Origin of the sequence: Thioalkalivibrio sp. ALE31 (assembly GCF_000377405.1) — a bacterium.
Lineage (GTDB): Bacteria > Pseudomonadota > Gammaproteobacteria > Ectothiorhodospirales > Ectothiorhodospiraceae > Thioalkalivibrio.
Map to the genome: position 1 here is coordinate 168,135 of NZ_KB905021.1, position 13,059 is coordinate 181,193.

The window sequence follows — 13,059 nt, forward strand, 5'->3', positions numbered from 1 at the left end:
ATAAATAAGCATATGACCTCATTCATCAGGCTTATGCGCGGGGAAGCAAGTTTGATTTGAAGCAAAAGATCGAGTTGGCACAGACTCGGTGTGCCCATTGGACACTCTGAGGAGGCCTGACGCCGTGATCACTAGCAATCCCTTTGCCGAACTGGCTGCGTTTATTCCACCAGCCGCAATGCAGGCGTATGTCGTGCTCATGGTCATTCTGGTGGCCGCCGGCACGATCCTCGACATGATGCACAAGAGGAGTGCCCAGTACTTCTTCGAGAACGCCAAGAAAGCCGAGAAGAACGCGACCCGCAGCGTGAGCGGCGGCGAGAAATTCTCCCAGGCCATGCAGACCCTGGGAAAAGAGGTTCTGACCTCCGGTGAATTCAAGAACCCGAAGCGACGCGCGTCCCATCTGTTCACCATGTGGGGCTTTGTCCTGTTCGTGGTCTCCTCCGCGGTCCTGATCTTTGGCTACGCCAGCGAGCCCGCCGCGGGCGTGTGGCCGGTCCTGTGGCATCTGGGCGCCCTGTCGCTGGCCTTCGGCGGCTACTGGTTCTGGTTCTTCATTCGCGTCGACGTCTACTCCGAGGGCCGTCGCTGGTACCAGCTGGTCCGGGCCGATCTGTTCATCGTGTCGCTGCTGGCGATGTCGACCTTCGCCATCCTGTGGTCGCTGACCCAAGGCACCGGCGCCCTCGGGTGGCTGTTCTTCGCGCTCTTCCTCGCGGCGACCACGACCCTGTTCGCGACCGTCTACTGGTCCAAGTTCGCGCACATGTTCTTCAAGCCTGCCGCGGCCTACCAGAAGCGCATTACCCGTGCCGATGGCTCCGCCGAGAACCTCCCGACCCTCACGCGCGACGATCCCGAGCAGCAGCAGCGCCATTCCATGGAACTGCTGCGCGATGCGCCGATGGAGATGGGGAAGGGTATCCAGCGTGAAGCGCCGCACCACTACTAGCCATTAACCCGAACACCAGCATCGATCGAGGACAACCATGCCAACTTTCGTATACATGACCCGTTGCGATGGCTGTGGGTACTGCGTGGACATCTGCCCGTCAGACATCATGCATATCGACGAAACCACCCGTCGCGCCTACAACATCGAGCCCAACATGTGCTGGGAATGCTTTTCCTGCGTGAAGGCCTGCCCGCACCATGCGATTGACGTGCGCGGCTACGCGGACTTCGCGCCACTGGGGCACAGCGTGCGCGTCGATCGCGACGAAGAGCGCGGCACCATTGCCTGGAAGATCAAGTTCCGCGACGGTCGGGAGAAGGACTTCCTGTCGCCGATTACCACCAAGCCCTGGGGCAAGCACATCCCGCAGCTGGCAGACGTCCCCGCACCCGACAAGTCCATGCGCGACAGCCAGCTGTTGTTCAACGAGCCCAAGTACATCCGGATGGATGAGGGGGATCTGCACACGCTTGAGGCCGCCGGTCTCAAACTGAAAGAAGGGGTGTACTACTGATGGCCTACAAGACAATCGTCGAAGACAACATCGACATCCTGGTCTGTGGCGCCGGGCTCGGCGGCACGGGTGCCGCCTGGGAGGCTCGCTTCTGGGGTCAGGACAAGAAGGTCGTGATTGCCGAAAAGGCCAACATCGACCGTTCCGGCGCGGTGGCCCAGGGCCTGTACGCGATCAACTGCTACATGGGCACCCGCTGGGGCGAGAACAACCCCGAGGACCATGTGCGCTACGCCCGTATCGACCTGATGGGCATGGTGCGCGAGGACCTGCTGTTCGACATGGCGCGCCACGTGGACTCCACCGTGCACCAGTTCGAGGAGTGGGGCCTGCCCCTGATGCGCGACCCGAAGACGGGCGCCTATCAGCGAGAAGGTCGCTGGCAGATCATGATCCACGGCGAGTCCTACAAGCCGATCGTGGCCGAGGCCGCCAAGAAGTCCGCGGACACGATCTACAACCGGATCTGCGTGACCCATCTGCTGATGGACGAGTCCAAGGAGAACCGGGTCGCCGGCGCCGTGGGCTTCAATGTGCGCACCGGCAACTACCACGTCTTCAAGTCGAAGTCGGTGATCGTGGCCGCCGGTGGCGCCTCGATGATCTTCAAGCCGCGTTCGGTCGGTGAAGGTGCGGGTCGCGTCTGGTATGCCCCGTGGTCTTCCGGCTCGGCCTATGGCCTGCTGATCAACGCCGGTGCCAAGATGACCCAGATGGAGAACCGCATCGTGCTGGCCCGCTTCAAGGATGGCTACGGTCCGGTGGGTGCGTACTTCCTGCATCTGAAGACCCGTACGCAGAACTGCAACGGGGAAGAGTACGAATCCAAGTGGTGGCCGCAGCTGCAGGAGATGGTCGGCAAGGAATACCTGGATCCGGAGGTCTCTCACCGTACGCATCGCCCGATCCCGACCTGCCTGCGCAACCATGCGTTCCTGAACGAGGTGAACGCGGGCCGTGGCCCGATCCACATGGTCACCATGGAGGCCTTCCAGGACCCGCACCTTGAAGAGGTGGGCTGGGAAAACTTCCTGGGCATGACCGTCGGCCAGGCCGTCCTGTGGGCCGCCACCGACGTGGACCCCAAGAACGAGAACCCCGAGCTGACCACCTCGGAGCCCTACGTGATGGGCTCGCACGCCACGGGTTGTGGCGCCTGGTGCTCTGGTCCGGAGGATGTTTCCCCGCCCGAGTACTTCTGGGGCTACAACCGCATGACCAGTGTCGAGGGCCTGTTCGGTGCCGGCGATGCCGTGGGCGGTACGCCGCACGCGTTCTCCTCCGGTTCCTTCACCGAGGGCCGTCTGGCCGCGAAGGCCGCCTGCAAGTACATCGACGATGGCAAGGCCGACGGCATCCGTGTCTCCGATTCGCAGATCAACAAGCTGAAAGAGGAGATCTATAAGCCGCTGGAGCACTACAAGGTCTACAGCAACGAGGTCGTGGCCGGTTCGGTCAATCCGAACTTCATCAACCCGCGCCAGGGTCTTGACCGCCTGCAGAAGCTGATGGATGAATACTGTGGCGGCGTAACGGTCAGCTACATGACCAACGAGAAGCTGCTCAATATCGGCCTGAAGAAGATGCACATCCTCGAAGAGGACCTCGAGAAGCTGGCGGCGGAGGACATCCATGAGCTGCTGCGTGCCTGGGAACTGAAGCACCGCGTGCGCACCGCCGAGAGCGTCTTCCACCACACCCTGTTCCGCAAGGAAACCCGCTGGCCGGGCTACTACTACCGCGGCGACTACATGAAGCTCGACGACAAGAACTGGCACCACCTGACGGTTTCGCGTCGTGACCCGAAGACGGGCGAGTACACCATGGAGAAGGCGCCCTGCTACCACCTGGTCGACAAGGACGAGGCGCCGGCCAAGGAGGCCGAGAAGGAGGAAGCCTAGGGTGCTGCGGTGGCGGTGGCGGGGCCGCAGCCGGCCTCGCCACCATGCTCGGCAGCCGCGATGACCCACGCGTTCGCGCGTAGATCATCCCTTTCAACCGCCACACCTGAGGGTTTTCAATATGACCAGTGCAGCTGAAGCACAGACGTTGCCGGAGACCTCGATGAACATCATCGACCACTCCGACCAGGAGATCCTCGAGATTGCCCACCCCATCTGGAGCGACCTGATCAAGCACTCCAACAAGGGGCAGTACGGCAAGTTCGTCCGCCGGTTCTCCTACCACCTGCTGTTTGGCCTCAACGAGGTCGAGGTGGGCAAGCAGTTCGCCCAGAGCGAGTTGACCCGCAATCTCAGCGAGGACTGGGATTTCCTGGGCATTATTCGCCGTGGCGAGCATGTCACCGTCCTGTATCGCGTGCGCAGCACGAAGAAGGAGGGCGAGTGGCTGGGCCGGATGGTCCTCGGCTACGAGGAAGGCGAGGTACGCATCTTCGGTGCGTCCATTTTCTGACAATGCGGGACTGTTCATGACCGAAGTAATCAAGGACAACAAGTACGTCGAGCTGAACTACCAGGTGATCGACCAGAAAACCGGCCAGGTGCTGACCGAGGTCGAGTTCCCGCTGGGCTATGTCCACGGCGTCAACGAGGTCCTGTCGCCCCAGGTCATGGGCGAGCTGGAAGGCCGTGCCCAGGGCGAAACCATCGAAGTGCCGATCGACTGCAACGCCCTCTATGGCCCGCGCGACGAGTCGCTCGTGATCACGGACGCGATCGAAAACGTGCCGGAGGAGTACCGCGAGGTGGGGACCGCCATCCTGATGGAGAACGATCGCGGCCAGACCAAGAGCTTTTTGGTGACACGGCTCGACGACAAGACCATCACCATCGACGGCAACAATCCACTGTGCGGCCGTCAGGTGATCTTCAAGCTGAACATCCTGCTGGTACGCGATGCCACCGACGAGGAAATCGCACACGGTGGCAAGGTGGAGTCGGGCCCGGAGATCGACAGCGGGCGCGCGGTCCCTATCGAGTGATGGAGCAGGCGTTCGGCGCGTGAGTATGTCGGGGCAGGGCGACGCCAGTTCTCCGCCCCTCTTTTTTCATCGAAGCGAGGTGAATGCACCATGAGTCAGCAATCCGACAAGAAGCACCCGGAAGTGCCGGACGGCAAGTCACGCTTTCTGGTAACCCGGCAGATGAAGCCCAACGAAAAGGGCTTCGTCGGCTACGAGACCATCTGGGAACCCTTCCAGAAGGAAGCCGAGTACCAGACCCCCAAACGTCCGTGACGCGGCCAGCCGCCGAACCCCCCGGATTTGGCGGCTGTTTTTATCCAGCCGGTCCACAGGGCGGCACCTCGCCGATGGTGATGGGGCGATGGTGATCGGCCGGTCAACGGGCGTTCGCCGGATCACGAAAGTTGATTGACCGGGCTCGCGGCTAGCCTTCTATCAATCCTGCGGCACGGAAGCCGAGGTCTCAGCAAAGGAATGCGTTCATGAAGCGTGCATCTCTCGCGGGCGTCCTGCCTGCCTTCGCCCTGGCGCTTGCCACGGGCTGCAGTTCTTCCTATCCCGATCAGGCCGAGTTCGACTTTGGCGAGCTGCCCATCGCCGATCAGGCCCAGGCGCGCGGGCTTCTCGAGGAGGTCGAGGCCGGCTGGTCGCTGACCGTATCCGTCGAGGCCGCCGTAGCCGACCTGGAGCCGGCCGCGGTCCACCTTGAGGCGCTCTCCGAACAGCTGGCCGCAGAGACGGTCTCCGATCTGACCCTGATGGTGGAAGGCGAGCCGGCCGACCAGTTGCAGGCGGCCTATGCCACCTTCACCGACAAGCGCCGCGCCGTCCATGACAACTTCGAGCGCGAGCAGGCAGAAGCGCGCGCGGAACTGGAACAGGCGCGCGAGGAGCTGGCGGCCGAACGCAGCGAGCTGGAGGAGAACCTCGCGGCCATCGACGCCTTCGTCGAAGAGGAGCGCGAGGCGGTGGAAGCGGTCGAGGCCGAGATCGAGGCCCTGGAAGCGAAGCAGGCCGAGATTGCCGACTCCGTCCTCGCCGCACTGAACGAGGCCATCATGGAGCACGAGCTGCCGGTGCGCCCGGTGGCGCGGTTCGACGGCTATTCGTGGCGCTCCTGGGAGGTGGACGCCAGTCGCTCCTGCCCCAGTGCCGACAGCCCTTTACAGATCGATGCGCGTGCTACCCACGGGGTGTGCGTGATGGTGTCCGGCCGCCCGTATCGCGGCGGCGAAGCCGTGAACGCGCAACTGGACCCGATCCTGGCCTCCGGTCTGCTCGACTACTACGAACTGGACGAAACGATTGGCGTGACGGGCGGGTTCCGGCGGCGCGCACCCGAGGGCACCCTGCGGGCCGACCTGGCCGATGCCCGCAAGGTCCTGGACGATCGTTTGATCGTGGCGGAAAACCGCTTTGGTACCCGGCGCGACCTCGGCCGCGAGGAGACCCTCCTGAACCGCCGCGCCACGTCGCTGGATCGTCAGCAGCAGCAACTGGAAAACCAGAGCGTGCGCAGCTTCGAGTATTCGGACGAGCGCTCGGCGCTGCGGTCCGCCGAACAGGCCTACGGTCAGGCGTTGCTGGCGCAGACGGTGGCGGCGCATGTGCAGCCGGTGGGCGACATGACCGCCGATCACGTATTCCCGCTCGGGTCGCGCGATAGTACCGCCATCCTCGTCATCCAGACCCGCGAGCGCGGCCTGCGCAGGGGCATGGATACGGTCCTCACGCTGTTCCGGCTGGAGCTCGACGATACCTATGCCGACTATGACCGTGTGCCGATACACGGCGAGCGCGACAACATGGCCTTTGCCCGCTTCCGCGGCGAGGCGACCCGGGACGAGGCAAACCGGCGCGTCTATCTGGCCCTGGCGCGCGAGCTGACCCGCTAGCTTCGTGTCGGTGAATCCGCGTTTCCCCGGGTCCAGACTCGGGCACGACCTGTTACCTGCAATAACTCAGGAGGAGTGCAATGATGATCAAGAAAGGACTGGCTGCGGCGGGCGTCGCGTTTGTACTGGCGGGGTGTTCTGGTGGTGGCCCGTCGACCGCCGACATCGAGGCGGTGATGGCCCAGATGGTCGCGGCCAGCGGCCTCGGCGCACAGGGCGTCTCGGTCGATATCCACAGCAGCGACTGCAGCGAGGTGGACGGGGGCGTCTTTGACTGTCAGGTGGATGCCACGGTGTCCGCTGGCGGGTACTCGGAGGATCTCACCGATCGCCTTCGGCTGGTCGAGGGTTCCAGTGGCTGGGAACCCGCCTTCTAAGCGCGCCCGACGAAAGGCCTCCCACAAAACTAAAAGCCCCGCCGGGGCGTAGTCCGGCGGGGCTCGTAAAACGGGGACGGCGGTCCTGGCCGCCGGCCCCGGTGTTGCCCGGTCAGAAGTCGTAACGCATCCCGATCGAGAGGGCGGTAGCGGTCTCGCCACCCACACCCGGCTGGCTGACGCTCTTGGCGGCATTCCACGGCGCCAGGGCCGAGTTGTCGTCGTTGTCGACCATTGCGATGTTGCCGTAGAAGCGCAGGTCGCTGTCGAGGCGGTATTCCAGGCCCAGGGCGTACATCGTTGCGTCAGCATCCGCCAGATCGGAATCCAGCTGGAAGACGTGACCGTTCAGGTACATGCTCGGGGTCAGGCGGAACTGGCCGCCGAGGCCGTAGATATCCGCATCGTCACCACTGGTGGTTTCCGAGTTCTGGTAGAAGGCGCCCATGCGAAAGGCCGGGGTGATGCGATAGCCGACGGCCAGGCGCCAGGCATCCGGGTTCACATCGCCATCTTCCTGCTTCTCGTAGGCCAGAGCGCCGGTCAGGTCGCCCATACTCAGGTTCAGAGATGTGGAGTAGGCCTTGTTCGGGGCCCCGTCGGCGGTGGTGGCGCCGTCCGTCTCGTTCGAGTACTGGATGTTCCAGGTTAGGCCGCCGAAGCTCGGGGTCTGGTAGTGGATGCTGTTGTTGAAACGCTCGTCGAAGCGGCCGGTCTGCGCGGCGGAACGGGTCAGGTTGCGCATGTCGCCGATCTGGTCGCCAAAGAAGTTGGCCGGGCCACGGGCGCGCTTGAACGGGGTGTCGAACTTGCCGATGCGGAGCATGCCCCACTCGGAGCCCTTCAGGCCCACAAAGGTGTCGCGGGTCGCGAAGTTTGTGCCGTTGGTGTCGAAGTCGATCTGTTGTTCGATCTGGAACATCCCGACCAGCTGTTCGCGGAACTCGCGCTCGCCCTTGAAGCCCAGGCGGCTGGAATTGCTCGAGACATTGAACTCGTTGTAGTCGGCGCCGTCGTCGAGGACATCGGCGGACAGGTGGGCGCGGCCGTACAGCGTCCAGTCGGCGGTAGCCAGGGCCGGTACGACGAGTCCGGCGGCGATGAGGCTGGTCAGCAGGTGCTTGCGATTCATGGGATTCTCCCCTTCATTAGGTGTGCAAGTTGGCGGGCCGCGAGGGCGTCCCGACAGGGCGCAAGCATGGGGAGGGCGAGTGACGTGTCCGTTACGGGGCGGTGAAGATCGCGTTAAAACGCGACACTGTTGCGCAAATGAAACACCTGGGCCGGGAACCTGCTAGCGAGCGGCGAGTCCTCTAAAGGGTGAGCGGGTTCGAGGCCCGTCACGATGCAGTACCGAATGGGAGGGACCGTGGTGGCGCGACGGCCGGATCCGACGTTCTCTGGGCGAGTGCGCTGGCCCCTGTTCGCCAGCCTGTTGGTGGCGGTCACCGCACAGGCCGACGACGGGCCCACGGTCCTGCATCCAGTCGAAGTGACTGTCACTGCTCCGCGCCTGGCCACGCCGCTGGCGGACCTGCCGGCCGCGGTATCGCGCGTGGACGAGCGCCAGGCGACCGAGGGGCGGCAGGGCCTGCAGCTGGACGAGGCGCTCAATCGCGTGCCGGGCCTGTTCGCCCAGAACCGCTACAACTTTGCCCAGGATGTCCGGATCTCGATCCGCGGTTTCGGATCGCGCGCTCCCTTTGGCGTGCGCGGGCTGCGCATCCTGCAGGACGGCATCCCGGAGACCACCCCCGACGGCCAGTCACAGGTGGACGCGATCGACCTGCTTAACCTGCGCGACATCGAGGTGCTGCGCGGACCCAGCGCCGCGCTGTACGGCAATGCCTCCGGAGGCGTGATCTCGGCGCGCACCCGCGACGGCCGCGACCCGCGTGGCTTTGGTGGCGGGGTGCTGCTGGGCAGCTACGGTTATCGCCGCGCCGAGGCCATCGCCGAACAGGACCACGGCACCCATCGCTATTCCCTGACCGCCCACGACTTCGCGATCGACGGCTACCGCGACCAGTCCACCGCCGAGAAGCGCTACCTGCGCCTGCACACCGCCTCGGAGCTGGAGGCCGGCACGCTGAACTTCCACCTGCGCTACCTCGATGCTCCCCGCACCGACGACCCCGGCGGGCTCACCCGCGAGGAGATGCGTCAGAACCGGCGCGCGGCCGCCCCGCTGGCCACGGCCCTTGACAGTACCCAGGCGGCCGAGCAGCTCACGACGGGGTTGCAGTGGGAACAGTCCCTCGGACCCGGCGAGCTGCGCCTCGGGGGGTTCTGGACCCAGCGCGACTACGCGCAGCAACTGCCATTCCCCGGTGACTCGCGGGTGGCCTTTGATCGCGACTTCTACGGCCTCAACGCCCAGTACGAACAGGACATCGGGCCGACCCGGGTGCTGACCGGGATCGACCTGGAAGAGCAGCGTGACGACCGCACCCGGCGCTGTACGTCGGGGACTTTCGCACCGGGGCTGGACTGTGACGAAGACGAGGTCGTTGGAGATCTGGCCCTGGACCAGCTAGAGCGCGCCCGCTCGCGAGGAGTGTTTATACAAACCGACACCGCGCTGGGGTCGGACTGGAACATGGTGCTCGGCGCGCGCCACGACCGCATCCGCATGTCCATCGACGACCACTTCTCTGACCGGGTCGGCGAACCGGATCGGTCGGATGCGAGGACCTTCCGCGAGACCAGCGCGATGGCGGGGCTGATCTGGCACTTCCAGCCGGACTACCGGGCCTACGTGAACGTGGCCACCAACTTCGAGACCCCGACCTTCACCGAGTTCGCGAACCCCGAGGGCGGGGGTGGCTTCAACGACGCCCTCGACCCTCAGCGGGCACGCAGCATCGAGGTCGGGATCCGCCGCGAGACCGGTCGCCTGGCCTGGGATGCCTCGGTCTACGCGACCCGCGTACGCGACGAGATCGCCCCGTTCGAAGAGCCCAACGTGGACGGTCGCACGTTCTACACCAACGCCGGCCGGACCGCGCGTAACGGCTTCGAGCTGGCGGTCGACTGGTCCGCGACGGAGCAGTGGACGCTGTCCAGCGCGCTCAGCCTGAACGATTTCCGCTATCGGGATTTCGTGGACCAGCAGGGCGAACGGCGCGACGGCAATCGCCTGCCCGGGCTGCCGCGCGAGCAGCTGTTCGTGGAGGCCGACTGGCGTCAGGGACCTTACTTTTTCACCATCGATGCGCTGTACACAGGCGGGCGCTACGTGAACGACGCCAACGACGAACGGGTGGGCGGACAGACCACGCTGAACCTGCGCGCGGGCCGCCACTGGCAGGATGGCAACGCCCATGTCGAGGCCTTCGTGGCCGCAAACAACCTGCTGGACGCAGACAACGTCGACAACATCCGCATCAACGACGGCAACCGCCGCTATTACGAGCCGGCCCCCGGCCTGACCCTGATGGCCGGCATGCGCATGACCTTCGGGCGCTAGAGCGCCCCACCACGCCGGACCCTGCCCCCGTCATTGCGAGGGGGCAAAGCCGACGAAGCAATCTCGCTCCGGAAGCACCGCGTTGCCAGAGTTCGGAGGTTGCCACGTCGGCTTCGCCTCCTCGCAATGACGGTGCGACGAAGCGCCGTCGCCGCTACGTCGCGGGATGCACCGAGCGCGACGAACGGCATCCAGAAAGGGTGCCCGGCTAGTCGCGGCGCCCGGGCCCCTCCGGTGGTTCTTTCGGCTCGATCTCGTCGAGCCGCCCCTGTTCGATTTTGCGCAGGGTCTCGGGGTCGGTGGGGTCCTCGTCCTCCCAGTCATGCCGCCGATATACCGGGAACGGGTCGCGGCGATAGAGGAACCAGCCGCAGACCGCACCGACAACCGCACCGAACAGGTGCGCCTCGAACGAGACTCTGGGGCCGCTGGGGAAGACGCCCCAGATCATGCTGCCGTAGAGAAACAGGATGATGATGGCCACCGCGATGGACAGCGCATCGCGGCGGCGAATCCCGATCACCACGGCGAAGAACATCAGCCCGTGGGTCAGGCCCGAGGCGCCAATGTGCAGCCCCTCGCGCGCGAACAGCCAGACGCCCAGTCCGCCCATCAGCCAGATCAGCGGGACCGCAACGCGGGTGGCGCGCGGGAAGCCGTAGAGCGTGAGCATGCCGAGCACCCACAGGGTCGGCACATTGGCGAGCAGGTGGCCCCAGGAGCCGTGGATCAGCGGCGAGGTGATGATGCCCAGCGCCCCGACCGCGTCGCGCGGCAGGATGCCCAGCCGCGACCAGTCCCCGCCCAGCAGGTCGTGCAGGGCGTGGATCACGATCAGGATGGCGGCCCCCAGCATGGGCCAGAGCAGCGCACGCCGAATCCGCTCCTGCTCGGCCCGGGGGTCGGCCGGGGGTGCCGGCCGGCGAAGATTCATCATCCGCCTAGCCTGCCACGCCTGGACAAGAGGTCCAATCTCTCCAATCCCCCGGCGCCGCCACGGGCACCGTCATTGCGAGGCCCCGCAGGGGCCGCGGCAACCTCCTGAAGCTTGCGCAGTGTCGGGGTCCGAGGGTTTCGGAGGGAGATTACTCGCTGCGCTCGCCCTTCGGGCCGGCCTGCGGCCGTTCAACGCGCTTCGCGCCTTTGTGCTTCGTCGCTGCACTCCTCGCAATGACGGTGGCGGTGCTAGTGCCCGCCCGGCCCCAGGTCGGCGCCCTTGTCGTGCTGCGCGAGCTTGTCGTGCAGTTCACCACTTTCACCTCGCGGGGCCTTCACCTCGACCTCCATGCCGTTGCGGCGGAACTTGCCGACGACCTTGTCGATGGCGGCCACCGCCGAGCTGTCCCACAGCGAGGCGCGGGTCAGGTCGATCTCGATGTGATGGATGCCCTCGCGGTAGTCGAAGCTGTCGATGAACTTGTCCACGGCGACGAAGAACAGCTGGCCGCGCACGGTGTAGATCCGGGTCCGGCCGTCCTCGGAGAGCGCACTAGTGACTTCGACCGCCTTGACCATCTTGCGCGCGAAGAAGATCGCCGAGAGCAGCACGCCGGCGAATACGCCCAGCGACAGGTCGTGGGTGATCACGGTGGTGCCGACGGTCACGATCAGCACGGTGGCGTCGGTGCGCGGCAGCTTGTGCAGGGTGGTCAGCGAGCCCCAGTCGAAGGTGGCGATGGAGACCATGATCATCACCGCGACCAGCGCGGCCATTGGGATGATCGAGACCAGATCCCCCAGGAACACGATGAACAGCAGCAGGAAGATGCCCGCCGACAGCGTGGACAACCGCCCCAGCCCCCCGGACTTGATGTTGATCACCGACTGCCCAATCATCGCGCAGCCCGCCATGCCACCGAAAAAGCCGGTGACGACATTGGCGATGCCCTGGCCCTGGGCCTCGCGGTTCTTGCCGGAGGGCGTGTCGGTCAGATCGTCGAGGATGGAGGCGGTCAGCAGCGACTCCAGCAGGCCGACGATCGCCAGCGCGAAGGCGGTCGGGAAGATGATCTGCAGCGTCTCCCAGTTCAGCGGGATGTCGGGGAACAGGAACACCGGCAGGCCGTCCGGCAGGTCGCCCATGTCGCCGACCTCCAGCGTCGGCAGCCCCATGAAATAGACCACGACGCTGAGCACCACGATCGCGACGAGCGGCGGCGGCAGCAGCTTCGGATAGCCAGGGATCATCGGCAGGCCATAGAGGATGATCAGGCCGGCCGTGACCAGCGCCCACATGGTGGTGTCGCCATCCACCAGGTAGGGCACCTGGGACAGGAAGATCAGGATCGCCAGCGCATTCACGAAGCCGACCAGCACCGTGCGCGGGATGAACATCATGTAGCGCGCGAGCTTGGCCCAGGCGAACAGGATCTGGATGATGCCGGTCAGGATGGTCGCGGCCAGCAGGTACTGCAGTCCGTGCTCGGCGATGAGTGTCACCATCAGCAGGGCCATGGCCCCGGTCGCGGCCGAGATCATGCCGGGGCGCCCTCCGGCGAAGGCGATCACCACCGCCATGGTGAAGGACGCGTACAAGCCCACGCTCGGGTCCACCCCGGCGATAATGGAAAACGCGATCGCCTCCGGGATCAGGGCCAGCGCGACCACGATCCCGGCAATCAGGTCTCCGCGCACATTGAACAACCAGATCTTGCGCTGGCGGGACAGGAAGTCTTGTAGGGTCTGCTGCACGATATGGTCCCCAATACCGATGCGCGCCGAAGCCGACATGCGTCGGGATCAACGGGTGAACGAACAGGTACCAGAGACTTGTGCGAAGTAGCCGGGCCCGGTTGCCACCAGTGGATGGCGCGGTTGCAAGCGGTTCAATGCCGGTACAGACTGAAACCGCCAGGAAAGGCGACAAAGTCTAGCACTTCATAAGCCCGTCCTGAAGTTTGCCGCCCCGCTCAAGCCTTTG

The 13,059-nt window shown here is 65.0% G+C and carries 12 protein-coding genes; 9 read left to right on the forward strand and 3 right to left on the reverse strand.

What is annotated here, in order from left to right; genetic code table 11:
- The first annotated feature begins 178 nt into the window (after positions 1-178).
- From D103_RS0104230 to D103_RS0104265, 8 genes are all read left to right on the forward strand, one after another.
- Positions 179-955 (forward strand): hypothetical protein, encoded by a 777-nt coding sequence (locus D103_RS0104230; protein WP_018875926.1) that lies wholly within the window; start codon positions 179-181, stop codon positions 953-955.
- Between the two features lie 37 nt (positions 956-992).
- The gene (gene aprB / locus D103_RS0104235; protein ID WP_038028264.1) at positions 993-1,472 is read left to right on the forward strand and encodes an adenylyl-sulfate reductase subunit beta; all 480 of its coding nucleotides are present in this window, start codon (positions 993-995) and stop codon (positions 1,470-1,472) included.
- Positions 1,472-3,373 (forward strand): adenylyl-sulfate reductase subunit alpha, encoded by a 1,902-nt coding sequence (gene aprA, locus D103_RS0104240; RefSeq protein WP_018867727.1) that lies wholly within the window; start codon positions 1,472-1,474, stop codon positions 3,371-3,373. The genes aprB and aprA overlap by 1 nt, the downstream gene beginning before the upstream one ends.
- Positions 3,374-3,536: 163 nt before the next feature.
- A complete protein-coding gene (locus tag D103_RS0104245) occupies positions 3,537-3,887 on the forward strand; it encodes a hypothetical protein (RefSeq protein WP_018867728.1) in 351 nt (116 codons plus the stop codon).
- A 16-nt stretch (positions 3,888-3,903) separates the two neighbouring features.
- A complete protein-coding gene (locus tag D103_RS0104250) occupies positions 3,904-4,416 on the forward strand; it encodes a peptidylprolyl isomerase (protein ID WP_018867729.1) in 513 nt (170 codons plus the stop codon).
- Positions 4,417-4,506: 90 nt separating this feature from the next.
- A complete protein-coding gene (locus D103_RS14225) occupies positions 4,507-4,671 on the forward strand; it encodes a hypothetical protein (protein WP_017942944.1) in 165 nt (54 codons plus the stop codon).
- A 209-nt stretch (positions 4,672-4,880) separates the two neighbouring features.
- The gene (locus D103_RS0104260; RefSeq protein WP_018867730.1) at positions 4,881-6,293 is read left to right on the forward strand and encodes a hypothetical protein; all 1,413 of its coding nucleotides are present in this window, start codon (positions 4,881-4,883) and stop codon (positions 6,291-6,293) included.
- Positions 6,294-6,373: 80 nt separating this feature from the next.
- Positions 6,374-6,670, forward strand: coding sequence for a hypothetical protein (locus tag D103_RS0104265; protein ID WP_018867731.1), 297 nt, complete (start codon positions 6,374-6,376; stop codon positions 6,668-6,670).
- A gap of 112 nt (positions 6,671-6,782) precedes the next feature.
- Here the strand turns inward: D103_RS0104265 and D103_RS0104270 are convergent, their stop codons facing one another.
- Complete coding sequence (locus D103_RS0104270) at positions 6,783-7,802, reverse strand: porin (protein WP_018875928.1); 1,020 nt, start codon at positions 7,800-7,802, stop codon at positions 6,783-6,785.
- A gap of 225 nt (positions 7,803-8,027) precedes the next feature.
- Here D103_RS0104270 and D103_RS0104275 point away from each other — a divergent pair, with 225 nt between their 5' ends.
- A complete protein-coding gene (locus tag D103_RS0104275) occupies positions 8,028-10,139 on the forward strand; it encodes a TonB-dependent receptor (RefSeq protein ID WP_231366577.1) in 2,112 nt (703 codons plus the stop codon).
- 208 nt (positions 10,140-10,347) lie between these two features.
- Here the strand turns inward: D103_RS0104275 and D103_RS0104280 are convergent, their stop codons facing one another.
- Together D103_RS0104280 and D103_RS0104285 are read right to left on the reverse strand one after the other, a co-directional pair.
- Positions 10,348-11,076: a rhomboid family intramembrane serine protease gene (locus D103_RS0104280; RefSeq protein WP_018875930.1), complete on the reverse strand. Its 729-nt coding sequence runs from the start codon at positions 11,074-11,076 to the stop codon at positions 10,348-10,350.
- A gap of 248 nt (positions 11,077-11,324) precedes the next feature.
- The gene (locus tag D103_RS0104285) at positions 11,325-12,830 is read right to left on the reverse strand and encodes a SulP family inorganic anion transporter (protein WP_026280264.1); all 1,506 of its coding nucleotides are present in this window, start codon (positions 12,828-12,830) and stop codon (positions 11,325-11,327) included.
- Positions 12,831-13,059: the final 229 nt, after the last annotated feature.

Bases quoted from the DNA above. Each gene is read 5' to 3' on its own strand.
- D103_RS0104230 (WP_018875926.1), top strand. From the start codon at position 179: ATGCAGGCGTATGTCGTGCTCATGGTCATTCTGGTGGCCGCCGGCACG.
- aprB (WP_038028264.1), top strand. From the start codon at position 993: ATGCCAACTTTCGTATACATGACCCGTTGCGATGGCTGTGGGTACTGC.
- aprA (WP_018867727.1), top strand. From the start codon at position 1,472: ATGGCCTACAAGACAATCGTCGAAGACAACATCGACATCCTGGTCTGT.
- D103_RS0104245 (WP_018867728.1), top strand. From the start codon at position 3,537: ATGAACATCATCGACCACTCCGACCAGGAGATCCTCGAGATTGCCCAC.
- D103_RS0104250 (WP_018867729.1), top strand. From the start codon at position 3,904: ATGACCGAAGTAATCAAGGACAACAAGTACGTCGAGCTGAACTACCAG.
- D103_RS14225 (WP_017942944.1), top strand. From the start codon at position 4,507: ATGAGTCAGCAATCCGACAAGAAGCACCCGGAAGTGCCGGACGGCAAG.
- D103_RS0104260 (WP_018867730.1), top strand. From the start codon at position 4,881: ATGAAGCGTGCATCTCTCGCGGGCGTCCTGCCTGCCTTCGCCCTGGCG.
- D103_RS0104265 (WP_018867731.1), top strand. From the start codon at position 6,374: ATGATGATCAAGAAAGGACTGGCTGCGGCGGGCGTCGCGTTTGTACTG.
- D103_RS0104270 (WP_018875928.1), bottom strand. From the start codon at position 7,802: ATGAATCGCAAGCACCTGCTGACCAGCCTCATCGCCGCCGGACTCGTC.
- D103_RS0104275 (WP_231366577.1), top strand. From the start codon at position 8,028: ATGGGAGGGACCGTGGTGGCGCGACGGCCGGATCCGACGTTCTCTGGG.
- D103_RS0104280 (WP_018875930.1), bottom strand. From the start codon at position 11,076: ATGATGAATCTTCGCCGGCCGGCACCCCCGGCCGACCCCCGGGCCGAG.